Here is a 24845-nt window from a genome sequence, read left to right as displayed (position 1 = left end):
CACGCACTATTTTCCATCTGAGAGCTAAAATTTTGAGCGCTATAAATAAGTTTGTTTACCTTTAAAAAATTGTTCAGTTTAGTGTTGACATACCATTACACTTAGAATGAATAGATAGTGTAATCCAATATTGAGTGTACAGAATCTGATGTTAAATGTGACAATCTAATGTTGAGCGTGCTAAATCTGATATTAAAAGTACTTATCTAATATTGAGCGTGCAGAATCCGATGTTAAATATACATATCTAATGTTAGGCCAGTCCTTGATTAAAATTCTTGGTATTCTGCAGGGTTTTGATCGTTCAATCTTCCATCCGGTTGTGTTAAGTTGTTTATAACTTCGATGTCTTCATCACGTAACGAAAAATCGAAAATCGATAAATTATCTAATTGGTGTTGCGGAGAACTGGCTTTAGGAATTGTAATGACTCCATTTTGATAGTGCCAGCGTAAAACAATTTGAGCCAAGCTGCGATTGTAATTTTCTGCAATCGATTGTAACGTTTCATTACTAGAAAGATCTTCAGCACGATGTAATGGACTCCAAGCCTCTGTTTTAATTTGATACTTTTCATGCCACTCTCTTTGTTCTGCTTGATTGAAGAAGGGGTGGAGCTCTATTTGATTTATACTCGGTAAAACTCCTGTTTCCTCTTTCAATGTTTCAATATGTTCAGGAAGAAAGTTACTCAGTCCGATTGAGCGAACTAATCCCCAACGCTTTGCATCAATTAGCGCTTGCCAAGCTTCTGTATACTTGTTCTCTTTTGGATTTGGCCAATGGATTAAATACAAATCAAAGTAATCAAGATTCGCACGAAATAAAGACTCTTGGATTGCTTTTACGGCGTCTTTATATGCGTGATACCTACCTGGGAGCTTAGACGTAATTCGAAGCTTTTCTCTAGAAACATTACCTCTCCGTATTGCTTCTCCGATTGCACCTTCGTTTTCATAATTATAGGCAGTATCAATCATACGATAACCTGCGTGGATGGCACTTGTTACTGCAGATACCGCTTCAATACCTTTTAGTCGAGCAGTACCAAATCCAAGAACAGGAATTCGTAATCCATCATTTAAAGTAACTTCAGGCAATTGATTCTCCATAAAATCGCTCCTTCATAATGCAGACTTTTTATAATGATACACGTTTCAGTAAAAAATAAACATGGAAAACGATTTTATGTCTTCATAGGACCAACTATATAGGTTTACAATTCGAATTTTCGTCTTGAGAAATGAAAGAGAGTCGGAATCTTTAAACATAAAGGACGTGTTACAGATTTAGCTTATTATCAAAGCTGGCGGAACCGATATATTGATATATAACTTTTTTCTACATCAATTTTATTTATCTTGGAACATGAAAACTAATTTTCGTTCCTATTTCAGGCTCACTTTCAATCGTTAAGCCTTCTCCATATAGTTGGATTAAACGGCGATTTGTATTAGGAATGCCGACTCCATTCATATTTATTTGATGTTCACTAAGAAGTTCTTGTATATTATCTTTCTTTATTCCTACCCCATTATCGATAATAGCTACGTGTATTCGTCCCGCACTTTTGGTGATTTGTATTGTAATCTTCCCTCCGTTTCGTTGTCTTAACACTCCGTGTCTAACAGCATTCTCTACAAGTGGTTGTATTGAGAGCGGAGGAATTTTTATACTATCTAAGCCCTCGTTGCTTACTTTCCATTCTACTTGCAAACGATCTCCAAAACGTTCCTTTTCTATATATAGGTAAGAACGTACGAGACTTAATTCATCTTTAAGTGGAATGACAGACTTTGTATTATGGACATGAAAACTCTTTCTAAGATAATTGCCGAATTGCTCAAGAACTTTAATCATTCTTTCGGTATCAATTTCACTTAATGATGCAATTGTATTTAATGTATTAAATAAGAAATGTGGCTGTATTTGTGCTTGTAACCAGGCAGCTTCAAAGCGCAATAGCTCCTGAATTGATAATTTTAGCTTTACTAAGGCTTTGACGCGCATTTTTAATTCTAATGAATCAATTGGTTTTGTAATATAATCATTAGCCCCATATTCAAATCCACTCGAGATATCTTCTATCTGATTTCGCGCTGTCAATAATAGGATAGGTAGTTCCGAAATCTCGAATTGTTCTCGTATTTTTTCTGTTAATTCGTAGCCAGACATGTTTGGCATCATAACATCCGAGATAACTAAATCCCAAGGGCGGAGATGAATATTCTCTAACGCTTCCTTAGCATTTGTTACTGCATGAATGTTATAGTCATCTTCGAGTAGTGCTTGTAATAGTTTTAAATTTATCGGGTCATCGTCCACTATTAGTATATTGCCACTAGGTGGATTTAACGATTCCGCATTTTTTTGGGTCGTTTCTAGTAAGTCTTTCGTATTCTCCAACAACTCTACTTTTTCTATATTACGGGTACTATCAGCTTTAGTAATTGGTAGACTGAAGGAGAAGGTAGAACCTTTCCCTACTACAGAAGAAACGTAGATTTCTCCACCATGTAATTCTACTAATTGCTTACAAATGCTTAGACCTAATCCAATTCCTCCACTTGAATGGTTACTAGTGCTAGCTTGCTCGTATGGTTGGAAGATTCGTTGTTGCAAATCACTACTTATGCCTATACCAGTATCTTTAATATGGATCCATGCTAAATCGCCTTTCTGCTCAGCAGAGATAGTAATCGTTCCTTCATCTGTGTATTTAATGGCATTATGCAATAAATTGAATAGTATTTGAACGAATCGTATCTCATCTACTACAACATTTGGAAAGGATGATGGTATATCCATTTCAAATTGTACGTTTTTTTCTTGAATCATAAAGTGAACCATATTCATTGTGCCAGATGCCAGATTGAATAATGAATGACTTTCCTTCTTTAACTGGATTCTCTGCTCTTTCAGTCGAGTTGCATCTATTAAGTCATTCAAGGTATGGGTCATTTGCTGCCCTATCCGCAGCTGTAATAGAAGCCTCTCTTCATTTTCATCAGAAAGGGTATCTTTATTTTTATCTAGAAGTACCTGCGTAATATTCAAGATAGCATGTAATGGATTTCGTAATTCATGCGAGGTATTTGCTAAAAATTCATCCTTCCGTTGATCTTCTATTTGTAATTGTTTATTTTGTTCATCGGCTAATTTTACAAGGCGAAAGTGCCTCTTAAAGAGTAAAATGGCAACGACTACTATTGAAATTATAAAGTCAAACGGATAGTATCCAATATCCAAGGAACCAAACTTAATCCCTGCTCCCCATATCGCATTTGACGTGTAGCTTGTGATTAATAGTAAAATAAAAATGCCATCCGGGTACCCCTGCTGAACAGCTCTTATAGTATGATTAAACATGAAACCAATAGCGATAACATAATAAAGGAGAACAAAGAAACCAAGATATAAAAAATGCTCAAAAGGTACGAGTAATTCACCAGCGACAATGATAATAAAACCCGCAGTCAAGACTTTAAAAGAACGTGCTTGTAATTGGAAAAGATGTTTAACAAATAACAGCATGACGTATAAAGTACTTACCATAATTAACAAAAGAAGTTTAAAGGATGATTCCACATCAATTGGTAATTGGACGACAATATTGTCATCAATTAATATTGTTAAAGAAGCAAGGAGTAACATGAGACCATAACAAATAAGTTCTTTTTTGTATTTTTTATTACCTATAAAGTACAGAATGATGACATACATAAAGTGTAATAAATAAATAACGCTAACTACGATTTGCAGTGTCGTTGAAAAACCTTCTTCTGATTGAATCGCTTGCCCCGTACCAATTTGAATCGAATTTGTAATTCCTCCAAAGAACGGTATTTCATAATTAGAAACTTGAATAACAATATCCAATTCATTACCTTCTGGTTGAAAAAATGTACTAAATGGTCCTCTTTCCATCGGTTTTCCTGAATTATTCAAACCAACCTCATTGAATTCTTTATATAATATTCCATTAATATAAACATTAGCAGCGGTAGTCACATTTTTGATGCGAATTCCATACAACTGTTGGTGTTTATTAGGAAGAATAACCTTTAAATGATAGGTTCCTTTTCCGTATGTATGTTGAGTTTCCTTATTTAATTCGTTTTCCCAACTACGAGGTACAGAAATAGTTCGATTATCGTCTCCTGCTATTATCCCGTTCGGAGAAATGAGTTGATCCGGATAAAAGCTCCACTCCCCATCCAATGTTATCGTCTGATTATCTTTGAATGACCATTCACTTAAATCAACCACACCTTCCTTTGCTTGTGGATGATTGGGAACTTGATGATACATTATCCAGCCAAACCTAATGCAGGTTAATAGTAAAAAGAACAAAGCAATTATGAAAATTATCTTTTTCTTTGAAAATCGTTTTTCGTTTGACATTTGTCTCCACCTTGATTTGTTAATCTAGTTATATTAAAGCCCATTATGTAAGAAAGTAAGATATTAAACAAGCAGTATAAAAAAAATAACGATATAATTAGTAAGCTTAGTTTTTTTATGAAAACCCTTACTTTTCTTTATTCCAATGAAAATGCTTACAAACTACAATGAGATTAACAAATATGAAAGGGGTTCAAAAAAATGAGAAAAACATTATTATTTGTACTTATGTTATTATTAACAGCTTTTCTAGTAGCATGTGGATCAGATAGTGACGATGCTGCTAGCGATAGTAACTCAGAAAGTAGTGGTAAAGAAACTGCAAGCCAAGATAGTAGTGAAGATGAAATTACCTTAAGAGTTGCTTGGTGGGGTGGACAGGAACGACACGATCGTACACTACAAGTTATTGAAATGTACGAGGAACAAAACCCTCACGTAACAATTGAACCAGAATATTCAGGTTTTGATGGATACTTTGACAAGCTTAACACTCAATTGGCAGCAGGAAATGCACCTGACGTTATTCAATTTGGTGGAAACTTAAATGATTTCGTATTACGTGATGTTATTTTACCGCTAGATGATTTTGTTGGAAACGAATTAGATATTAGTTTACATGATGAAAGTATGATAGATTCTGCAACTTTTGACGAGAGCTTTTATGGTGTAACTTTAGGAACAACTGCTTGGGGAGTATTAATTAACAAAACGTTGTTTGAAGAAGCTGGAATTGCTATGCCAAGTAAAGAATGGACTTGGGAAGAGTTTCAGGAGTTGACGCCACAGTTAACGGAAAACTTAGACGGTACTTATGGAGCCGGGGATTTCCGAGAGGATGGATTTGGAGTATTCCTTGCACAAAGAGACAAATTTACGTACAAAGATGGGGAAGTTCAGTTTGAGCCAGAAGATGTAAAAGATTGGTTTAACTTATGGAAGGATTTACGCGAAAGTGGAGGAGCTGCAATTCCAGAAGTACAGGTAGCTGCATCTCAGACACCAGAGCAGTCGCTAATTGTTCAACGTGATGTAGTTATGGAGTCGATTGCGAGTAACCAATATAGTGCCTATACAGGAGCGACAGAGGATGAGTTTGAATTATATCCATTCCCTTACAACTCCGAAACAGGTAAAAATGGGATCTCGTTACGACCAAGTCAGTACTTTGCAGTTTATAAAGACTCACCACATGCAGCAGAAGCAGCTAAATTCTTAGATTTCTTTGTGAATAATACAGAAGCAACAGAAGTATTAGGAAACGAGCGTGGTGCACCAGTTAACTCTGAAGTCCGAGATAACTTAATTGCGAATGCTAACGAAACAGATGCTGCAATTTATGACTATATCAGTCTTATAAGTGAAACATCAGATGCACCATTCATACCTAATATGCCTGGATATAACGAGAATACACAGCTATTTACAGAAACATCTCAAATTATTTACTATGATCAAAAAACAGTAGATCAGGCTGCTGAGGATTACTATGAAGAACTCCTACAAAATATAGAGAAATATGTGAATGAAGAAGAGTAAAAAGTAAAACAACATAGACTATCTTAACTGATAGTCTATGTACACTCATTCTATATTTCTATTGAATGGATATAGGCCTATCCAATAGAGGAGTTGTTTATTGTTTGTGAGTAAAAATACCTAGGAGCTGGCGCTTCTTCATTTCAGAAGGTAATATTTTTTATTATATTTTGAAATGAAGTTTTTCAACAAGGAGGGAGAAAAATGCAACAAACGGCAAACGCAAATGAGGTCAAGCTAACAAAGAAAAAATCACCATCAAGTGCTAGAAAACAAGCGATAGCTGCATATGCCTTTTTAATTCCATGGTTAATCGGTTTTTTTGGTCTTGTTTTAGGACCGATGATTAGCTCGTTATATTTATCCTTTACAAAGTTCGATTTACTGAGTGCTCCAAAATGGGTTGGCTTAGATAACTTTATAACAATGTTCCAGGATGATCGTTGGATTGCCGCAGCAAAGGTTACATTAACCTTCGTTGTTGTAGCTGTACCAACACAATTAATTGCAGCGCTATTAGTTGCGATTCTATTAAATAAAAAAATGGCCGGTATCGGTATTTATCGGACGACCTATTATCTACCATCTTTATTAGGTGGGAGTGTGGCCATTGCAATCCTATGGAAAAACTTATTTGGAATGGACGGCTTGATTAACCAAGTTCTTGCATTCTTTGGTATTCAAGGGCAAGGTTGGATCGCACACCCGGATTATGCGCTCGGTACGATTATTATTTTAGCAACATGGCAATTCGGTGCTTCCATGGTAATTTTCTTAGCAGGATTAAAGCAAATTCCGAAAGAGCTTTACGAGGCAGCAGCTGTGGATGGTGCGAAGAAGTCACAGATTTTCTTTAAGATTACAATGCCATTATTATCACCAGTTATTTTCTTTAACCTAGTCATGGAGTTAATTAAGTCCTTTCAAGTCTTTACATCTGCTTTCATTATTAGTGAAGGTACAGGTGGACCAATTAACTCTACATTGTTCTATACGCTATATTTATACCAAAAAGGTTTCACGCAATTTGAGATGGGATATGCGTCCGCAATGGCGTGGGTACTTGTCTTTGTAATTGGGGTTATGACATTACTCGTATTTATGACATCGAAATTCTGGGTTCATTATGAAGATGGGGGGAAACTGTAATGGACACAAGTACAAAACTAAGTAGAACTCTCACCCATGTTTTTATTATCTTGTTTGGTTTAATTATGCTATATCCTGTCCTTTGGATGGTTTCTAGTTCCTTTAAGCCGGAATCACTAATATTTTCTACTCCTAGTATCTTTTCGGACACATGGACACTAGAAAACTATAAAAATGGATGGCAAGTTGTTCGTGATGTCACGTTTGGTTTGTTTTTTAAGAACTCGTTTCTTATTAGTGCAATAGCTGTTGTAGCGAACTTAATAACGTGTTCAATGGCTGCATACGCTTTTGCTAGATTGCGTTTTCCGTTGAAAAAGCTTTGGTTTGCTTGTATGTTAATGACGATCATGTTACCTGCACATGCAACATTAATACCACAATATACAATTTTTCATGAATTAGGTTGGATTAACTCGATATTACCATTAACGGTTCCAAAGCTATTAGCGACAGATGCATTCTTTATCTTTTTAATGGTACAATTTTTCCGTGGAATACCAAAAGAGCTTGATGAAAGTGCGATCATGGATGGTTGTGGTATTTTCCAAATTTATACGAAAATTATTTTACCACTATCGGTACCAGTTCTTATTACAACATCTATTTTTACGTTTATATGGACATGGGACGACTTCTTTAGTCAAATTCTATATCTAAACACTGTAGACCAATTTACGGTTCCATTAGGTTTACGCTTATTCCTAGACTCACAAGGTCAGTCATCATGGGGTTCTGTGTTTGCAATGTCCGTTATTTCTCTTGTTCCAATTACGACTGTTTTCTTTATTTTCCAACGATATATTGTAGAGGGTATTGCAACAACAGGGATTAAGGGATAACGAGCCAAAGCACAATAGTATGGTTCAGCTTCTATTTCAGGCTATAATGGTAGATAAGGTGATGAATAGAACGGTAGAAAAGGAGGCTTTTGTCTCGTCCTTGAGACACGAGCCTTCTATCAGTTGTTATATAAGAGTATAAGTGCATAGAAAGAGGGGATTAACATGGTAAGAAGGCTAAAAACTATTATGGTTGTTTGCTTTGTCCTTGTTAATGCTCTTTTTTTGGCAGGTGTTAGTTATTTATCCTATACGTATTTTTTTACCTTTACGACAGAAGAAATAAGTGAATCGAGATTGTCGCTTTTAAATGAGAGCGCAAACAAGTTGTCAGGGTTTACGAGAAATATTAGTGAAGCAGGAAAGTTTATCGCCATTGATCGTTCAGTTATTGACTTATTTAGCCAGGAGTACGAGGATCCATACACTGCGTTAGTAAATAGAGATGAGTTACAAAATATCGTGCGAGATGTATCAAGCTTAAAAAGAGAGATACAATCTATTGAAGTTTACACCGACTGGTTTAAAGATTATCCATACTTATATAAAAATACACTTTACCCTGAATCAGAATTAGGTTTGTTTCCATGGTTCCGAACGTTTATTGAATCGGTCGACAATGGCTGGGCACCTGAGCATTTAGATCCGCATTCAGGACATGAAGTTATAAGCTATATTCATCGTATAATGGATTCTCGAAATCGAACTGTCGGGTATATTAAGGTAAATGTAAAGAGTACAGAGTTTTTAGGGTTTTTAAGAGATATGAATTTATATGAAGAAATAAATGAGCCATTTATCCTGCTAAATACAGGTGGCTCGGTTATTGCTGAAACACATTCAAGGTATGATTTCCCGATGATGAATAAGCTGTTAACGAAGTCATCTGATACGATGTTTGAGCGTCTTATCCCGAAATATGATAAACGAACGAATTATCATGAAGTAGTACAGGAAGATAATGAGCATTATATGATATTACTATCTGAACCGAATCAAGAGCAATGGCGGCTAGCTCAAATTATCTTGATTGACGAACTGTACGAGGATACGCGGCAGTTACGTTTATTTATTATAGTAATAGGTTCAGCAGCAATCTTGTTGTCGATACCGATTGTTTATAGTATTGGTCGCTGGATTACGAAACCAATTACACACATGGTTCGTGCTATGAGAAAGGTGGAAAAGGGACAATTTGATGTACAATTAAATGAGCACTATATAGAAGAATATGATATTTTGACCGGTAATTTTAATCAAATGACAAAAGAGTTAGATAAATTAGTAAAGCAAGTCGAAAAAGAGCATGCTAACAGAAGAGAAGCGGAATTAAGAGCATTGCAAAGTCAAATTATGCCACATTTCTTATACAATACACTCGACATGATTAAATGGAAGTCAATGGATCACGATGTGGAAAATGTAGAGGAAATGGTGAATAATTTAAGTAAAATGTTACGAATCGGACTAAGTGGCGGTTTAAACTTCATTCAGTTACGAGAAGAGTTAGAGCATGCACGTGCATTTGTCGATATACAAAAACAACGCCTAACTCAGAATATAAATTATCAAGTACGTGTACCAGCAAAACTAAAAGATTTATATGTTCCAAAAATCATTATTCAACCATTTATTGAGAATAGTTTAAAGCATGGTTATTCACTTACGGAAACAGAGAAAATTGATCTAAAAGTTCGTGCAACACTAGATGAGAATGAAGAAATGGTTATTATTCATATTGAAGATCAAGGAGTAGGTTTTCCGCCGAATTGGTCAATGGAGGGTAAAACTGGCATCGGAATCAAGAATGTCCGTGAGCGAATTTGGTTGTATTGTGGAGAACATTATGATGTCCGCATTTCGAATAAGGAAGAGGGAGGTACAAGAGTTACCATCACTCTACCTATTTATGAGAGTAACCCATCGTTTCATGGAAAAGACAAAGAAGAAACGCCCGACACAGAGAATGAGTAGCATCGTTTAGATTGGGGGAATAAAGATGAAATCTGTTTTAATTGTCGATGATGATTCATCCGTTAGAGACGGCTTACGTAAACACGTGGATTGGAAGAAGCTCAGGTTACAGATTTGTGATACAGCACAAGATGGTAAAGAAGCGTTGGAGAAAATATCTACACATCGACCGGATATCGTTATAACAGATATTTATATGCCAGAGATGGACGGCCTGGAATTAATACAAGAGATTAGTAAACAGCATCCAAATGTTAATGCGGTTATTCATAGTGGCTATAACCATTTTGAAAATGCTAGAAAGGCGATTCAATATGGTGTAAAGCATTTTTTCTTGAAGCCATCCCCTGTAACGGAAATTGAGGCAGTAATGCAAGAGGTGTTACAAGAGTTAGAGGCAAAGGAGAAACAAGAAGCAATTTTAACTTCTTTTGAAAAACAGCTACCTCACTATCAACTTTTTGAGAAGGATCAACTATTACGTGATTTACTGTTACGCCATTATAAGGAAGAGGAATTACCGACAGAACGACTAGAATTTTTCTCGATTCACCCATCTAACGCAGTAATTGTTTCTGTATTCCAGTTAAATCGACCACCTTATTTAACGAAAAGGCATGAAAAGGATTGGCAACTATTAAAGTTTAGCGTAGAAAATATTGTCCATGAAACGATAGAGAAGGCATTGGAAGATAAAGAAATTGCTTTACATGTTATCGATATATCAGACGGGCAGTATGTGATCGCTTTATTTGGTGACCGAGAGACAAATCAACTAGAAGAGACTCATCTGAAACTTGCTCAACGTATATTAGACAATTTACTTTATTATTTAAAAGTATCCTTAATGGTGGGAGTCAGTTCTCCTAAAGAGAGTCTTGTTCATATAGGAGAGGCGTATCAAGAGTGTCTTTTTGCTTTAGAAATAGCTGAATATGGAGAATGGAATGAGATTTACAGGTTCAAAGATATACAAATGGAGACAAAGGAACAATCTACGGATCCATTTGATGTGTTAAAAGTTATGAATGAGGCAATAAACAGTAAAAACTATGAAAAGCTACTCGCGATTTGGGATGATTTTAAGAAAAATCACTTTATTAATAGTACTCCACTTCCGTTTTACGTTATCCAAACGATTTGTATTCATTTATTAAGCGCGTTGTTTATAGAGGATGAGTTTGCTTCGTCAATGAATATAGAAGAAGATGACCGCTCTAACTTGTTAAAGAAGGTATATGATTTTCGAAATTCAAAAGAATTATTAAACTGGATGTCGGATGAATTAGAGCGTAAGGTAACCAAAATTACAGACAGAGGAGATAAACGAAAAACAAACAAGCTTACGGAAAGTGTCAAAGAATACGTCGAGAACTATTATGATGAAGATATTACGCTCGCAGAAATAGCAGACTCTCTATACGTAAATAAGAATTATTTATCTCAATTATTTAAAAGAGTTACGGGTGAGTCGTTTGTTAACTATTTAAATAATTATCGAATTACAAAAGCGAAGAAGCTATTAAAGGAAAAGAAATATATGGTTTATGAAGTGAGTGAAATGGTAGGTTATCAAAACCCTACTTATTTTAGTCAAGTATTTAAAGCGATTACAGGAAGTAGTCCTTCTGAATATTTTTAAAGGAGTGTTTCAAATGGCGAAAAATCAAGATATTCAAATTCGAGATCCGTTCATTTATGTAGATCGTAAAGAAGGTAAGTATTACATGTTCGGTAGTACAGACAAAAATATTTGGGGAAAAGGTACAGGGTTTGATGTATGGGTTGGAGAAGATCTAGAAAATTGGGAAGGACCTTATCCAGTGTTTCGTCCGGATACCGAGTTTTATTCTGATGAAAACTTCTGGGCGCCAGAAGTTCATTACTATAAAGGTTCCTATTATATGTTTGCGACATTCCTAAGAAAGGATAACGGGAAACGAGGTACGGGAATTTTGAAATCGGATTCACTTATGGGTCCATTTTTACCTCATAGTGAAACCTCAGTTACTCCGAAAGATTGGTTTTCTCTTGATGGAACTTTATACATCGATAAAGAAGGCAAACCATGGATGGTATTTTGCCATGAGTGGGTGGAAATTGGTGATGGGTCCATATGTGCGGTTCAGCTTAGTGAGGATTTAAAGGAAGCAATTGGCGAGCCAGTAACACTTTTTTCAGCTTCTCAAGCACCTTGGCCGACTTCCTTTGAGCATCGTACAAGAAAATCGATGAAAAACTATGTGACGGATGGTCCGTTTATGTACAGAGCTAAAAATGGCGAGCTATTAATGCTATGGGCAAGCTTTGTAGATAATATTTATGCACAAGGAATTTCCCGATCCGTAACAGGAGAAATTACAGGTGAGTGGAAGCATGATGTCGAGACACTTTATGTCGATGACGGTGGACACGGTATGTTGTTCCACGATTTAAACGATGAGTTATTTTTAACGTTACATTCGCCTAACCAAACACCAAATGAGCGTCCAATATTTATTCCATTAGAAGAGCGAAATGGAATGATAAGGAGGAAGAAGTAATGAATCGTAAACGTATTATTGACAAGCATTCCCCACGCATTGACAAAATCTATCCGGAATCACCTTTGTCTTTAGGAAATGGTGACTTTGGATTTTCGGTGGATTTTACAGGGTTACAATCTTTTCCCGAAGCCTATTCCGCCCCATTAAGTACACAATCCAATTGGGGATGGCATTCGGAAGGTGGTAAAGATAGCTATAACTTATCTGATACACCAATGCAAGATTACGATGGAGTTCCTTATCCACTTTTTCCAGACGATAAAGAAGATGCTTACCATTGGTTAAGAAAAAATCCGCATCGAGTTCAGCTAGGTCAGCTTGGGTTGTATATAATGAAGGAAAATGGTGAAAAAGCTAGATTGGAAGATTATACGTTGCTTGGTCAACATCATGACTTATGGACGGGTATCTTAACGAGCAAGTTTTCTGTAGAGAATAATGAGATTACAGTAAAAACGATCAGTGACCCGGACGAAGACACGATCGCGATACATATTAAGTCCGAGCTACTTAAGAATGAAAGAATCGGTGTGTTTTTACGTTTCCCCAATCCAAATATGGTCGATCGAACATGGGAGAAATCAACGAAACTTGTGTTTAATGAAGATGGCCATGAAACAAACTGGAAAAAAATATCGGAGAAACAGTTTGAGATTACTAGAAAGATAGATGATAGCAACTATGTCGTTTCCATCCATGCGAACAATGTTCAACTAAACGAAAAATCGAAACATGAACTCATTTTATCGCCACAAGAAATGGACGAATTGTCTATGACGGTTTCCTTTACACCAGAAGCTAAACAAGAACAAAAAAATGTAGAAGACGTTATAGAAGCTTCAGAAAAATACTGGTCAACATTCTGGCAAGAGGGTGGATTTGTTTCTTTTGAGGGTAGTACAGACCCACGCGCAGAGGAACTAGAGAGACGTGTTATCCTGTCGCAATATTTAACAGCCATTCATAGTGGAGGAAGTGTGCCGCCACAAGAGACAGGCTTTATGTATAATAGCTGGTTTGGAAAGTTCCACCTTGAAATGCATTGGTGGCATGGTGCCCATTTTCCAATGTGGAATCGTACGAGTATTTTAGAAAAAAGTTTGCCGTGGTATAAAGATATTTTCCCAAAAGCTAAAGAGCTCGCACAATCTCAAGGCTATGAGGGTGTGAGATGGCCAAAAATGACTGCTCTCGAAGGAGACCAAACACCTTCTCCAATCGCACCAGGCTTAATTTGGCAACAACCACATCCAATTGCATTATTGGAGTATTGCTATCAAATGAAGCTAGATAAACAATTCTTAGAGACGTATAAAGAAATCGTATTTGAAACCGCTCATTTTATGGCCGACTTTGCCCGTTATGATGAAGAGAAGGACGTTTATCATCTAGGACCAAATTTAATACCTTCACAAGAGAATCATAAAATGGAAGAGGCTGTTGATCCGCCGTACGAATTGGAATACTGGTATCAAGGTTTAATGACAGCGAAAGAATGGGCAGAAAGATTAGGAGAAGAGGTGCCGGAAAAATGGTTAACCGTAGCTAATAAACTAGCTAAACCTGTTGTGGAAAATGGCGCTTATTTAGCTCATGCTAATTGTCCTCAAACGTACACAGAGAAAAATCATGATCACCCATCAATGGCTGCTGCATTAGGTATGTTACCTGGTAAATTGATCGATAAAGATACGATGCTACAAACACTTCATAAAATACGCGATACGTGGAGATGGAACACAGCGTGGGGATGGGATTTCCCAATGTGTGCAATGTCAGCTGCTAGATTAGGTGAATTGGAGCTCGCAGTCGACTTTTTGATGATGGAAGAAGTGAAAAACACGTATCTACCAAATGGTCACAATTATCAACATGCGGCATTAACCGCCTATCTACCAGGAAATGGCGGGTTATTAACAGCGGTTGCGATGATGGCATCCAAATGGGGATTCCCGAAAAATGGGCAGTGGAAAGTTCAAGTAGAAAACATTCACCCCTTACTATAAGGGCCATCTAGTATCACTTGAATAAAAGAGGCCCACTCTAGATAGAGCACGCTCGACTCGGGATAGACTTGATTCACTCGAGATAGAGCACGCTCGACTCGGGATAGACGTAATCCACTCGAGATAGAGCACATTCGACTCGGGATAGACGCAATCCACTCAAGATAGAGCACCCTCGACTTCAGATAGACATGTTTCACTCGAGATAGAGCACCCTCGACTCGGGATAGACGTAATCCACTCGAGATAGAGCACATTCGACTCGGGATAGACGCAATCCACTCAAGATAGAGCACCCTCGACTCGGGATAGACATGATTCACTCGAGATAGAGCACATTCGACTCGGGATAGACGCAATCCACTCGAGATAGAGCACGCTCGACTCCAGATAGACATGTTTTACTCAAGATAGAGTACCCTCGACTCAAGATAGGAGTGCACGCAGGATGGCACATGCCTAACGTGATAGGATTGATAGTTAAACAATGGCTTTAGTTCTCGAATTATTGGAGAGCTTAAGCCATTTTTTTCACTATATTTATATAATAATTTTTAGTCTTGCATTTTATAAATTATTATCAAATATATATTGACCTTAAAGTTACTTGAAGCTGTAAACTAGTATGTGAGGAGGTGTTAAAGATTGGATGAATCTATGACAATACAAGAATTCTCAGAAAGGACAGGAATTTCAAAAAGTGCGATTAGATTTTATGAATCAAAAAACTTGCTCCAACCTGTTGGCAGAAATGCAAGTGGCTATCGAACTTATAAGAAAGAGCAAATCGAAGAAGTTAAATTAATCTCTAGCTTGCGATTAGCAGAGATATCAATTAAGGATATTCAACAGTATGTAAAGGAAGAGAATGAAAGTATAAAGAAACAATGGCAAAAAAATTGGATACAGATGATAAAAAACAGAATGGATATCTTGAATACGAGTTTAAAATTTTTACAAAGTGATTCTCTACCCGAGCACATTTATTTAATAGAAAAGGAAGAGGAAAAGGTAATCTGGTTTTTAGCTCAGTCCGAAGTCGGGAAATTCAAGAACCATTTCATTGAAAGATATAAGGAACTCGAAAGCTTAAATATCTCAATAAAAAATTACTATTTGAAATATGTGTCTGGTGATGACATTGTAAAAGCGCAGATTGGTTTTGGAATACCAACTGATAGTCAATTTAATAAACTTCCGGAGAATGCCTTTCTAGAGTATATACCTTCCTGTATATGCGCAGCAATGTCGTTCCATGACCCTATAACAGAAATACAAACTGGTTATCAAAAATTAAACAACTATGCAAATGAGCATAAATGGATTCCAACAAACTCAATAATAGAGTGGTATCGTGGCAATGATTTTACGGATGTTAATTTAATTATGCCTGTTACTGAAATTATCAGGAGGGATGGTGCATGACTAATACCGAGCAACTCGTTGTGAAAATCATTCAATTAGAAGGTAGCCACTATCAATTTGGCTTAGATCAGAGTAAAGAAGTAACGACATCACCTTTCAGAGAAACAATGGATATCCTTTATCAGATAACTACTAGCTCAAATTTCCAAAAAGCAATAGAATTTTTACAGGATATATCACCAAATCTCCTTGCAGAATTAGAGGGCTTATCAAGAGGATTAAACATGTCCCTTGATGCTACAGTCAAATTATTTAGCGGATACGATATTGAATTTCCAGATATGGGATGTACGACACTAGCCCAAGAAGGTTATTATGTGCGTAATTATGATTTTAATCATTCTTTTTATGATGCTAGACTTGTTTTTACAAATCCGATAAATGGATATGGTAGTGTTGGTTTTAGTCAGTCGTTAATTGGTAGGTTAGATGGAATGAATGAAAAAGGACTAATAGTAGGATTGCACTTTGTGAACAACAAACAAAAGCAAGAAGGCTTCCTAGCAACTACAATTGTAAGAATGTTATTGGAACAATGCTCGACAACAGAAGAAGCAGTAAAATTAATTAAAGATATTCCTCATGGTTATTGCTATAACTATTCAATTATGGATAGGGAAGGTAGGACTGTAAAAATAGAAGCTTCTCCACAACAACAAATAGAAATAATCAGCAATCCACTCATTTGTACCAATCACTTTGAACAAGAGAGTTTGAAAACAGAAAATCAGAATAATATTAGTAGATCCGTAAACCGGAAAAAGTATATTCAGCAATTATTAAAGGAAAAGCTTACTACTCTATCAGCTTATTACCATTTTAATAATGAACACTCTCCATTATTTTTCTCAAACTATAAGGAATACTTCGGAACATTGCATACGGTCGTTTATTCCCCGCATGAGTTAAGTATAATAATCGGTATCGGTGAAAACAGTGAGCCACTGAAGCTGTCATTTAAAGAATATTTGAAAGGAGAAACCAAACTTCCAACACAAGTAAAAGGTGTAATCAAGGTTTAACGAATTCTCCCGATTTCTTCCATGGTTGTTTTGTATAGTAGAATTTTGTGGTATAATTTCAAATTAAGGAAAATAATGCTAGAATAGAAGGAGTACGTATATTGAAATGTATTAAACGTGATTGCGGGGGAGTTAGTTATGTTAGAGTTCTTTTTATTTGTTATTGGAATCGTGTTATTATTTGATATGGTCGCACTTCGAAAACAAAACAACGAAATTATCACATTACTTGAAAAAATAGAAAAAAATCTTCGTCCATAATCTGCTGAAATGTAAAACAACTTGTTAATTGGATTTTTAACTTGAACTTGAGGCTAAGCGTTGTTATTATGATAGATAATCATACAAAGTATCGACAATTATATATTTTCAAAACGCTTTCTAGGGTTCCGCAAGTAACTAACTTGGTCTGGTCCGAGAGAAGGCGCACAGTCATATAACTGTGACACGGAAGGAAAAAAGCCTGGGAGATCTATTTATAGATGCTCTTAGGCTTTTTAATTTATGTGGCGAAACCGAAATGAAATTAATATAGAAAGAGGTTGAATTGTCAATGTGGAAAGAATGGATGAAAATTATTGTTGCTGCATGTTTTGAAGTAGTATGGGTAGTCGGCTTAACACATGCGAGCAGTTTTTGGGAATGGGCCGTAACGATAGTAGCTATTATTATTAGCTTTTACTTTCTTATCGTAGCAGGGGAAAAGCTCCCTGTTGGAACGGTGTATGCAGTATTTGTAGGATTAGGTGCTGCTGGGACAGTGTTTGTTGACATTTTAGTCTTCGGGGAAGAGGCCAACATTCTTAAGTTAGGATTAATAGCATTATTGCTATTAGGTGTAATCGGCTTGAAGTTAACGACGGATGAAGAAGGAGAGAAAAGCTAATGGCATGGACAATGTTGATTTTAGCAGGAGTTTTTGAAATGTTAGCAGTAGTTATGATGAATCAGTGGCACAAAGTGAAATCACACATTAACTTTTCTCTTATGATTTTAGCATTTCTACTGAGCTTTGTATGTCTTGCCTATGCGCTAAGTTATATTTCCATGAGTGTAGGATATGCGATTTGGACGGGAATTGGAGCAGCAGGCGGAGCGCTTATAGGGATTGTTCTTTATAAAGAATCAGCAAATTGGAAAAGAGTATTCTTTTTGCTGCTTATTGTCGGCGCAGTGATAGGTCTGAAATTAGTTGGATAAATAATAAAAAACTTGGCGCTTGCCAAGTTTTTTTAAAGACTAAACTTGTATCACATATAGCAATACAGAAAAAAAGTGGGTAATCGTTCCTGCAAGTACGAATAAATGCCATAGAGCGTGATGATACACAAATGCACGCCAAACATAAAAGACAGCACCTACTGTGTAACAAATTCCACCAATTACTAATAGCAAGATTCCGTTTGGATGGAGACTTTCCACTAATGGGTTCCAAAGGAAAATAATAAGCCATCCCATCAGAACATACAATAGTGTAGAAAAGAACAAGAATTTTTTCACGAAAAATGCTTTAAATACCGTACCAGCAATGGCCAATCCCCAAATGATGCCAAAGAACGTCCATCCTTTCGCTCCTTGAATAACGACAAGGAGATACGGTGTGTATGAACCGGCAATGAAAAAGTAAATAGAGGAATGATCAAGTACCTCAAAAACATCTTTTGCTTTTCCTTTTGGAAGGCTATGGAGCATAGTGGAGGAAGTATAAAGCATAACCATGCTAACTCCAAATATCGTAAAACTAACAACGTGCCAAACGTTACCGTAGAGAGAAGAGTATACAATCAAAATAACCAATGCTGCAACGCTGAGTAAAATACCGATTCCATGTGTAATAGAATTCGCTATTTCTTCCTTCTTTGAAAAAATGTGTGTTGATCCCATACTTCAGATCCTTTCTTGAAAAACTATCAACTTCCATTATCTTCTTTTTTTAGAGTAATTGCAAGTGTAGCGAAGTATCGTGCTCACTACCTAAGTATTATAATCATAACCGTTTTTGCACTGTTTATAACATTTAAAATTAATTTTGGGTAGCCAGTTTGATAAATTGACACCAACTGTACCATGCAAGTATAATTTGAACTATATTGTTAAGATATTCCTAAGATTTTCACCACTTAGTATGACCAATGAATAAAGTTGCTGGATGTAGATTTGTCAGCGACTAAATTTTTAAACAAAATTGAAAGCGTTTGCTGAAGGGGAGTTGCTTATGAAGATACAAAATCCAGTTTTAACTGGTTTTCACCCAGATCCATCCATTGTTCGGGTTGCCGATGATTATTACATAGCAGTATCTACGTTCGAATGGTTCCCAGGTGTTCAAATCTATCACTCTAAAGATCTGGCGAATTGGGAATTAGCTGGTTCACCACTTACAAGACAATCTCAATTAAACATGATTGGTAATCTTAATTCTGGCGGTGTTTGGGCACCATGTTTATCGTATTCGGATAACAAATTTTGGCTGATTTTTACCGATGTGAAAAGTAGGAAGGGTGCATTTAAAGATACTCATAACTATTTAGTTACTGCGGAAAATATTGAAGGGCCTTGGTCAGAACCTATCTATTTAAATAGTAGCGGATTTGATCCATCCTTATTTCATGATGATGACGGGAGAAAGTGGCTTGTTAATATGATTTGGGACCATCGAAAAGGTAAGAATTCCTTCGCTGGTACAGCGCTACAAGAATATTCCGTGGAGGAACAAAGATTAGTTGGTCCGATTAAAAATATTTTTAAAGGTACAGAGCTAGGTCTAACAGAGGCACCGCACCTTTATAAGAGAAATGGCTATTATTATTTATTAACAGCTGAAGGTGGTACACAGTATGACCATGCAGCGACAATGGCACGCTCTAAATCAATTGATGGTCCGTATGAAGTAGATCCGACAAACCCGATCTTAACGTCTAATAAGGAAGACAAAGAAGCACTACAAAAGGCTGGTCATGGTAGTTTAGTAGAAACACCAGACGGTGAATGGTATATGGCTCATTTGTGTGGACGACCAGTTGTTGATAACCATTGTATTTTAGGAAGAGAAACAGCTATTCAAAAATGTTACTGGACAGATGATGATTGGCTTCGAATCGAAGGTGGACCATTTCCTAGTGCAGTGGTTGATGCTCCAGAGTTACCAGTATTTCAAGCGAAATCTTTACCAGAGAAAGACGATTTTAATGAATCAGAATTAGCGAATTATTGGAATGCATTAAGACGTACATTTGATGGTGATTGGTTCTCCTTAACAGAACGAGCTGGTTATTTACGGCTTTATGGGGAGGAGTCGATGAGCTCTCTTCACCACCAAAGTATGATTATGAGACGACTACAAGATTTCCATGTTGAACTAGAAACAAAATTAGATTTTGAACCAAAACACTTTCAGCAAATGGCAGGTTTGATGATTTTTTACGATACAGATGACTACGTTTATTTACGAGTTACAGAGGAAGAAGAACTGGGTAAATGCATTGGTATTATTGAATCTAAGTATGGAAAATATGATGAATTGCTATCAAAAGATATCTCTTTACCACAAGGAAAGGAAGTCTATTTGAAAGCAAAGATTCATAGACATATATTGCAATTCTATTATTCCGTTGAAGAAGGAGTTTGGGAGCGTATTGGCGAAGATATTCATATCGGACATTTATCCGATGATGATGCGGAATATATTCGTTTTACTGGTACCTTCGTCGGAATGGCAGCACAAGATTTAAGTGGTCAACGTCTACATGCTGACTTTGACTATTTTAACTATCAAGTTATGAAAGATGAATAATGGAGGGGATTAACATGAAGAAGGCATTAATTTTCCAAGGTGGATGGGATGGCCATGAACCTGAAGAGGTTGCAACTATTTTAGGTGGAATTCTAGAAGAGGAAGGATTTAATGTAAAAATTACAGATACATTAGATACGCTAAAAGAAGATGACTTAACAAGCTATGATTTAATCGTTCCAAACTGGACACAAGGGAAAATTGAAGACGACCAATTAAAGCCACTATTAGAAGCAGTAGAAAAAGGGACTGGCCTTGCAGGTTTACACGGTGGCATGGGTGATTCGTTTCGTATGGCTGTCGATTATCAGTTCATGGTCGGTGGTCAATGGGTAGCACATCCTGGTGACGACGGAGTCAAATATGAAGTCCGTATTCTAGATAAAGATCACCCCCTAACAGAAGGAATGGACGACTTTACGGTCGAATCTGAGCAATATTACATGCATGTAGATCCAGTTGTTAACGTACATGCTGTAACAAGGTTCCCGGTAGCGGAAGGGCCTTATAAAGCAAACGGAGAAGTAGATATGCCAGTTATATGGACAAAGCGTTGGGGAGCAGGAAAAGTTTATTACAACAGTCTAGGACATGTTGCTAACATTGTACGAATGCCAGAAGTGATTGAATTGATGAGAAAAGGCTTTGTTTGGGCGAGCCGATAAGATGAATTAGTTTTCCAACTTGAGTAAAGATGGGGGTATATGATGAAGACATATAAGGTAGGGGTTATCGGGTGTGGAAATATAAGTAGTATTTATTTAAAAAACGCATCTCTTTTTCCAAATTATGAGATTGTAGCTGTTGCAGATATTGTGTTAGAAAAAGCGGAAGAGCGTGCTGAAGAATACGATATACCTAAAGCGTGTTTACCAGATGAATTGTTAGCGGATGATTCGATTGATCTCATCATCAACTTAACGATACCTGCCGTTCACGCGGAGATTGCTATTAAAGCTATGCAAAATGGCAAACATGTTTACGGGGAAAAACCACTTGCGGTTGAATTAGACGAAGCGCAGCAAATGATGAAGGTTGCAAAAGAGAAGAATCTATACTTATGTAATGCGCCCGACACGTTCTTAGGTGCAGGAATCCAAACGAGTTTAAAGCTGATCAATGATGGTTGGATTGGTAAACCAGTCTCAGCAACAGCCTTTATGCTGAGTCCAGGTCATGAAAGATGGCATCCGGATCCAACGTTTTATTATCAAAAGGGTGGCGGACCAATGTTTGATATGGGACCCTATTATCTAACTGCACTTATTGCTTTATTAGGGCCTGTCGCTAGAGTTACAGGTTCGGCTCAAAAAACGTATGAAGAGCGTACAATTACGAGTCAACCAAACTATGGTAAAAAAATAAAAGTAGAAGTACCAACACAGATTAATGGAGTACTAGATTTTGAGAGTGGTGCAGTTGGTTCGATTATTACTACCTATGACGTCTGGCATAACCAATTACCTTTCATTGAAATATATGGAACAGAAGGTACGATTTCAGTACCAGACCCTAACAGCTTTGGTGGACCAGTGAAAGTGAGAAGATGGGATCATCAAGAATGGTCTGAAATTCCATTAAGTCATGGTTTCCCTGATAATATTCGTGGTTTAGGGGTCGCTGAAATGATCAAAGCGATTGAAGCAGGAGAAAAATCACGAACAGACGCTTCACTAGCCTATCATGCATTAGAAATTATGCATGGTGTCCACATTGCTTCTGAAGAAAACAGACATTACCAACTATCATCCCGTTGCACTCGACCAGAACCATTACCAGTTGGAATGAATGAAAAGTTCTTTTTATAGGTAAGTAGATTCGTAAAGCTCTGATGAAGGTGTTCGAAATCTATGAAAATGCGTAGTTCATCTACGTAAAATAAATGATGAGGTGATAAGATGAAGTTAGGTGTATTTGCTGTATTATTTGGAGACAAATCGTTGGAAGAGGCTTTGGATAAGGCGAAAAACGCAGGCTTGGATGCTGTTGAAATCGGCACAGGTGGTTATCCTGGTAACAGCCACTGTAATCCTGCAGAATTACTTCAAGATGAGGAGAAACTAAACCGATTCCAACAAGCGTTTAAAGATAGAAATCTTACAATTAGTGCTTTAAGCTGTCATGGTAATCCATTGCATCCTAATAAGGAAATAGCAGACAAGCATCATGAAGAATTTGAAAAAACAGTCCTACTAGCAGAGAAAATAGGAGTAGATACAGTTATTACTTTCTCTGGCTGTCCAGGTGAATCAGAGCATTCTAAATATCCTGTCTGGGTTACGGCTGCATGGCCTGAAGATCATCCAGAAGTTTTAGAATGGCAGTGGAAAGAACGTGTTATTCCATATTGGGAAAAACAAAATCAATTTTTAGAAAAGCATAATGTACGTGTTGCTATTGAGCCACATCCTGGATTTGTTGTGTACAACAATGAAACCGCATTAAAGCTTAGAGAAGCGTGTGGGAAACAAATTGGTGTAAACTTTGACCCGAGCCATCTATACTGGCAGCAAATGGACCCAGTAGTAAGCATTAAGGAACTCGGTCAACATGACGCTTTATTCCATTTCCATGCAAAAGATACAGCGATTGATCCTCAGAATACGGCAGCTAACGGTGTGTTAGATACGAAGCCTTACAGTGACGAAATGAATCGTTCCTGGATTTTCCGTACGGTAGGTTATGGTCACAGTGAGGAAGAATGGAAGCGAATTATTAGTGCGTTACAGCTGATTGGCTATGAAGGCGCAGTAAGTATTGAGCATGAAGATAGTTTAATGTCTGTTGATGAAGGGTTCCATAAGGCTGTAGAAGTTCTCAAGCGTGCGTTAATTAAAGAAAGGATCGGTGAAATATGGTGGGCGTAAAGAAAAAAATTAGAATTGGAATGATTGGATATCAATTTATGGGAAAGGCACACAGTCATGCTTACCGTGATTTGCCTTTCTACTTCGACGATGCTCCTCTAATTCCAGAACTAAAGGTGATTGCAGGGAGAAATGAAGAAGCAGTAAAACAGGCTCAAGAGCAAATGGGCTGGGAAAGCTATGAGACGGATTGGAGAAAAGTAATTGAACGCGATGATATCGATGTGATTGATATTGTTACTCCTAACCATACTCATGCGGAAATTGCGATTGCTGCAGCAGAAGCAGGAAAGCATATTATGACTGAAAAGCCACTAGCACTCACGGTTGAAGAATCAAAAAGAATGCTAGAAGCGGTTCAAAAACATGGTGTGAAACATATGGTTTGTCATAATTATCGTTATGCACCTGCTGTACAATTTGCGAAGAAATTAATCGATGAAGGTAAAATTGGCCGAATTTATCATTTCCGTGCGAACTACTTACAAGATTTCATTATGGATCCAAGCTTCCCTCTTGTATGGCGCTTGAAGAAAGAAGTATCAGGCTCTGGTGCTCTAGGTGATATCGGTGCACATAGTATTGACTTAGCGCGTTTCCTCGTTGGTGAAATAGAAGAGGTAACGGCGATGATGGATACATTTATAAAAGAACGTCCGATTGGCGAAATGACAGGTGGATTAAGTGCACAGGGTGATGCACAAGAGATGGGCGAAGTCACAGTAGACGATGCGGTAGCCATTCTAGCTCGTTTCGAGAATGGAACAATGGGAACATTCGAAGCAACGAGATTCGCTGGTGGAAACCGTAATAAAAATAAGTTTGAAATCAACGGTGAAAAAGGGTCCATTCGTTGGGACATGGAGAACATGAATAATTTAGAGCTTTACTTAGCAGAGGATAGAGATGGTGAGCAAGGCTTCCGTCTAATCCATTGTACAGATGAGGCCCATCCATACGCAGCTAATTATTGGCCAAGTGGACATATTATCGGCTATGAGCACACATTCATTAATTTAGTGGATGAATTTTTCCGCGGGATTGCGGAGGATTATCAGCCAACACCGAATTTTGAAGATGGTGTGCGAAACCAAATTATTCTTGAAGCAGTAGAAAAATCAGCCGAAGAGAAAAGATGGGTATCCATCGATAAAATATAAGTGAAGAATTCCTGAAGACTCCCTAGCCTTCAGGAATTTTTCTTTATGTACTTCTAACATTAGATAATGAGCTACCAACATCGGATAACTTAATTCAACATTAGATAACTAACTTTCA

The 24845-nt window shown here is 37.1% G+C and carries 20 protein-coding genes and 1 riboswitch; of the genes, 17 read left to right on the top strand and 3 right to left on the bottom strand.

The annotated features are described in order from the left end of the window. Nucleotides 1-269: 269 nt before the first annotated feature. Both GGQ92_RS07755 and GGQ92_RS07750 read right to left on the bottom strand, forming a co-directional pair. The gene (locus GGQ92_RS07755) at nucleotides 270-1112 is read right to left on the bottom strand and encodes an aldo/keto reductase (RefSeq protein ID WP_184246660.1); all 843 of its coding nucleotides are present in this window, start codon (nucleotides 1110-1112) and stop codon (nucleotides 270-272) included. A 244-nt stretch (nucleotides 1113-1356) separates the two neighbouring features. Continuing rightward, a complete protein-coding gene (locus tag GGQ92_RS07750; RefSeq protein ID WP_184246657.1) occupies nucleotides 1357-4404 on the bottom strand; it encodes an ATP-binding protein in 3048 nt (1015 codons plus the stop codon). Nucleotides 4405-4605: 201 nt separating this feature from the next. Between GGQ92_RS07750 and GGQ92_RS07745 the strand changes: the two genes are divergently transcribed. From GGQ92_RS07745 to GGQ92_RS07695, 12 genes are all read left to right on the top strand, one after another. After that, on the top strand, nucleotides 4606-5943 hold the full coding sequence (locus tag GGQ92_RS07745; RefSeq protein ID WP_184246654.1) for an ABC transporter substrate-binding protein: 1338 nt from the start codon (nucleotides 4606-4608) through the stop codon (nucleotides 5941-5943). 204 nt (nucleotides 5944-6147) lie between these two features. After that, on the top strand, nucleotides 6148-7092 hold the full coding sequence (locus tag GGQ92_RS07740; protein WP_184246651.1) for a carbohydrate ABC transporter permease: 945 nt from the start codon (nucleotides 6148-6150) through the stop codon (nucleotides 7090-7092). Beyond that, the gene (locus GGQ92_RS07735) at nucleotides 7092-7934 is read left to right on the top strand and encodes a carbohydrate ABC transporter permease (protein ID WP_184246648.1); all 843 of its coding nucleotides are present in this window, start codon (nucleotides 7092-7094) and stop codon (nucleotides 7932-7934) included. Before GGQ92_RS07740 ends, GGQ92_RS07735 begins: the two co-directional genes overlap by 1 nt. A gap of 165 nt (nucleotides 7935-8099) precedes the next feature. Next, nucleotides 8100-9908, top strand: a complete 1809-nt coding sequence (locus GGQ92_RS07730) for a sensor histidine kinase (protein WP_184246645.1) — start codon at nucleotides 8100-8102, stop codon at nucleotides 9906-9908. A 25-nt stretch (nucleotides 9909-9933) separates the two neighbouring features. Beyond that, nucleotides 9934-11550 carry a response regulator gene (locus GGQ92_RS07725; RefSeq protein WP_184246642.1) on the top strand — a complete coding sequence of 539 codons (1617 nt, stop codon included), beginning with the start codon at nucleotides 9934-9936 and terminating at the stop codon, nucleotides 11548-11550. 13 nt (nucleotides 11551-11563) lie between these two features. Next, nucleotides 11564-12451 (top strand): glycoside hydrolase family 43 protein, encoded by an 888-nt coding sequence (locus GGQ92_RS07720; RefSeq protein ID WP_184246639.1) that lies wholly within the window; start codon nucleotides 11564-11566, stop codon nucleotides 12449-12451. Continuing rightward, entirely contained in the window at nucleotides 12451-14460 is a 2010-nt protein-coding gene (locus GGQ92_RS07715) for a glycoside hydrolase family 65 (protein ID WP_184246635.1), read from the top strand. The genes GGQ92_RS07720 and GGQ92_RS07715 overlap by 1 nt, the downstream gene beginning before the upstream one ends. Nucleotides 14461-15105: 645 nt before the next feature. After that, a complete protein-coding gene (locus GGQ92_RS07710) occupies nucleotides 15106-15885 on the top strand; it encodes a MerR family transcriptional regulator (protein ID WP_184246632.1) in 780 nt (259 codons plus the stop codon). Continuing rightward, nucleotides 15882-16907 carry a C45 family autoproteolytic acyltransferase/hydrolase gene (locus GGQ92_RS07705; RefSeq protein ID WP_184246629.1) on the top strand — a complete coding sequence of 342 codons (1026 nt, stop codon included), beginning with the start codon at nucleotides 15882-15884 and terminating at the stop codon, nucleotides 16905-16907. Before GGQ92_RS07710 ends, GGQ92_RS07705 begins: the two co-directional genes overlap by 4 nt. 138 nt (nucleotides 16908-17045) lie before the next feature. Continuing rightward, complete coding sequence (locus tag GGQ92_RS16515) at nucleotides 17046-17168, top strand: hypothetical protein (protein ID WP_281380439.1); 123 nt, start codon at nucleotides 17046-17048, stop codon at nucleotides 17166-17168. A gap of 109 nt (nucleotides 17169-17277) precedes the next feature. Continuing rightward, a riboswitch (guanidine-I (ykkC/yxkD leader) is annotated at nucleotides 17278-17379 on the top strand. Nucleotides 17380-17460: 81 nt separating this feature from the next. Then, the gene (locus GGQ92_RS07700) at nucleotides 17461-17793 is read left to right on the top strand and encodes a DMT family transporter (protein ID WP_184246626.1); all 333 of its coding nucleotides are present in this window, start codon (nucleotides 17461-17463) and stop codon (nucleotides 17791-17793) included. After that, nucleotides 17793-18107: a DMT family transporter gene (locus GGQ92_RS07695; protein ID WP_184246623.1), complete on the top strand. Its 315-nt coding sequence runs from the start codon at nucleotides 17793-17795 to the stop codon at nucleotides 18105-18107. Before GGQ92_RS07700 ends, GGQ92_RS07695 begins: the two co-directional genes overlap by 1 nt. A 39-nt stretch (nucleotides 18108-18146) precedes the next feature. Here the strand turns inward: GGQ92_RS07695 and trhA are convergent, their stop codons facing one another. Beyond that, the gene (gene trhA / locus GGQ92_RS07690; protein ID WP_184246619.1) at nucleotides 18147-18791 is read right to left on the bottom strand and encodes a PAQR family membrane homeostasis protein TrhA; all 645 of its coding nucleotides are present in this window, start codon (nucleotides 18789-18791) and stop codon (nucleotides 18147-18149) included. Nucleotides 18792-19122: 331 nt separating this feature from the next. Between trhA and GGQ92_RS07685 the strand changes: the two genes are divergently transcribed. The 5 genes from GGQ92_RS07685 to GGQ92_RS07665 all read left to right on the top strand — a co-directional run bounded on the left by GGQ92_RS07685 (nucleotide 19123) and on the right by GGQ92_RS07665 (nucleotide 24727). After that, nucleotides 19123-20700, top strand: coding sequence for a glycoside hydrolase family 43 protein (locus GGQ92_RS07685; protein ID WP_184246616.1), 1578 nt, complete (start codon nucleotides 19123-19125; stop codon nucleotides 20698-20700). A gap of 14 nt (nucleotides 20701-20714) precedes the next feature. Then, nucleotides 20715-21365, top strand: coding sequence for a ThuA domain-containing protein (locus tag GGQ92_RS07680; protein ID WP_184246612.1), 651 nt, complete (start codon nucleotides 20715-20717; stop codon nucleotides 21363-21365). A gap of 42 nt (nucleotides 21366-21407) precedes the next feature. Beyond that, nucleotides 21408-22508 (top strand): Gfo/Idh/MocA family protein, encoded by a 1101-nt coding sequence (locus GGQ92_RS07675; protein ID WP_184246609.1) that lies wholly within the window; start codon nucleotides 21408-21410, stop codon nucleotides 22506-22508. Between the two features lie 90 nt (nucleotides 22509-22598). Then, entirely contained in the window at nucleotides 22599-23567 is a 969-nt protein-coding gene (locus GGQ92_RS07670) for a sugar phosphate isomerase/epimerase family protein (protein WP_184246606.1), read from the top strand. Continuing rightward, nucleotides 23555-24727 carry a Gfo/Idh/MocA family protein gene (locus GGQ92_RS07665; RefSeq protein WP_246384176.1) on the top strand — a complete coding sequence of 391 codons (1173 nt, stop codon included), beginning with the start codon at nucleotides 23555-23557 and terminating at the stop codon, nucleotides 24725-24727. The genes GGQ92_RS07670 and GGQ92_RS07665 overlap by 13 nt, the downstream gene beginning before the upstream one ends. Nucleotides 24728-24845 lie beyond the last annotated feature (118 nt).

The sequence above is a fragment of the Gracilibacillus halotolerans genome, from assembly GCF_014206945.1.
GTDB lineage: Bacteria > Bacillota > Bacilli > Bacillales > Amphibacillaceae > Gracilibacillus > Gracilibacillus halotolerans.
The sequence above is the reverse complement of the archived record's forward strand: the minus strand, read 5'-3'. Positions and strand labels throughout refer to the sequence as shown.

Bases quoted from the DNA above. Each gene is read 5' to 3' on its own strand.
- GGQ92_RS07755 (WP_184246660.1), bottom strand. From the start codon at position 1,112: ATGGAGAATCAATTGCCTGAAGTTACTTTAAATGATGGATTACGAATT.
- GGQ92_RS07750 (WP_184246657.1), bottom strand. From the start codon at position 4,404: ATGTCAAACGAAAAACGATTTTCAAAGAAAAAGATAATTTTCATAATT.
- GGQ92_RS07745 (WP_184246654.1), top strand. From the start codon at position 4,606: ATGAGAAAAACATTATTATTTGTACTTATGTTATTATTAACAGCTTTT.
- GGQ92_RS07740 (WP_184246651.1), top strand. From the start codon at position 6,148: ATGCAACAAACGGCAAACGCAAATGAGGTCAAGCTAACAAAGAAAAAA.
- GGQ92_RS07735 (WP_184246648.1), top strand. From the start codon at position 7,092: ATGGACACAAGTACAAAACTAAGTAGAACTCTCACCCATGTTTTTATT.
- GGQ92_RS07730 (WP_184246645.1), top strand. From the start codon at position 8,100: ATGGTAAGAAGGCTAAAAACTATTATGGTTGTTTGCTTTGTCCTTGTT.
- GGQ92_RS07725 (WP_184246642.1), top strand. From the start codon at position 9,934: ATGAAATCTGTTTTAATTGTCGATGATGATTCATCCGTTAGAGACGGC.
- GGQ92_RS07720 (WP_184246639.1), top strand. From the start codon at position 11,564: ATGGCGAAAAATCAAGATATTCAAATTCGAGATCCGTTCATTTATGTA.
- GGQ92_RS07715 (WP_184246635.1), top strand. From the start codon at position 12,451: ATGAATCGTAAACGTATTATTGACAAGCATTCCCCACGCATTGACAAA.
- GGQ92_RS07705 (WP_184246629.1), top strand. From the start codon at position 15,882: ATGACTAATACCGAGCAACTCGTTGTGAAAATCATTCAATTAGAAGGT.
- GGQ92_RS16515 (WP_281380439.1), top strand. From the start codon at position 17,046: ATGTTAGAGTTCTTTTTATTTGTTATTGGAATCGTGTTATTATTTGAT.
- GGQ92_RS07700 (WP_184246626.1), top strand. From the start codon at position 17,461: ATGTGGAAAGAATGGATGAAAATTATTGTTGCTGCATGTTTTGAAGTA.
- GGQ92_RS07695 (WP_184246623.1), top strand. From the start codon at position 17,793: ATGGCATGGACAATGTTGATTTTAGCAGGAGTTTTTGAAATGTTAGCA.
- trhA (WP_184246619.1), bottom strand. From the start codon at position 18,791: ATGGGATCAACACACATTTTTTCAAAGAAGGAAGAAATAGCGAATTCT.
- GGQ92_RS07685 (WP_184246616.1), top strand. From the start codon at position 19,123: ATGAAGATACAAAATCCAGTTTTAACTGGTTTTCACCCAGATCCATCC.
- GGQ92_RS07680 (WP_184246612.1), top strand. From the start codon at position 20,715: ATGAAGAAGGCATTAATTTTCCAAGGTGGATGGGATGGCCATGAACCT.
- GGQ92_RS07675 (WP_184246609.1), top strand. From the start codon at position 21,408: ATGAAGACATATAAGGTAGGGGTTATCGGGTGTGGAAATATAAGTAGT.
- GGQ92_RS07670 (WP_184246606.1), top strand. From the start codon at position 22,599: ATGAAGTTAGGTGTATTTGCTGTATTATTTGGAGACAAATCGTTGGAA.
- GGQ92_RS07665 (WP_246384176.1), top strand. From the start codon at position 23,555: ATGGTGGGCGTAAAGAAAAAAATTAGAATTGGAATGATTGGATATCAA.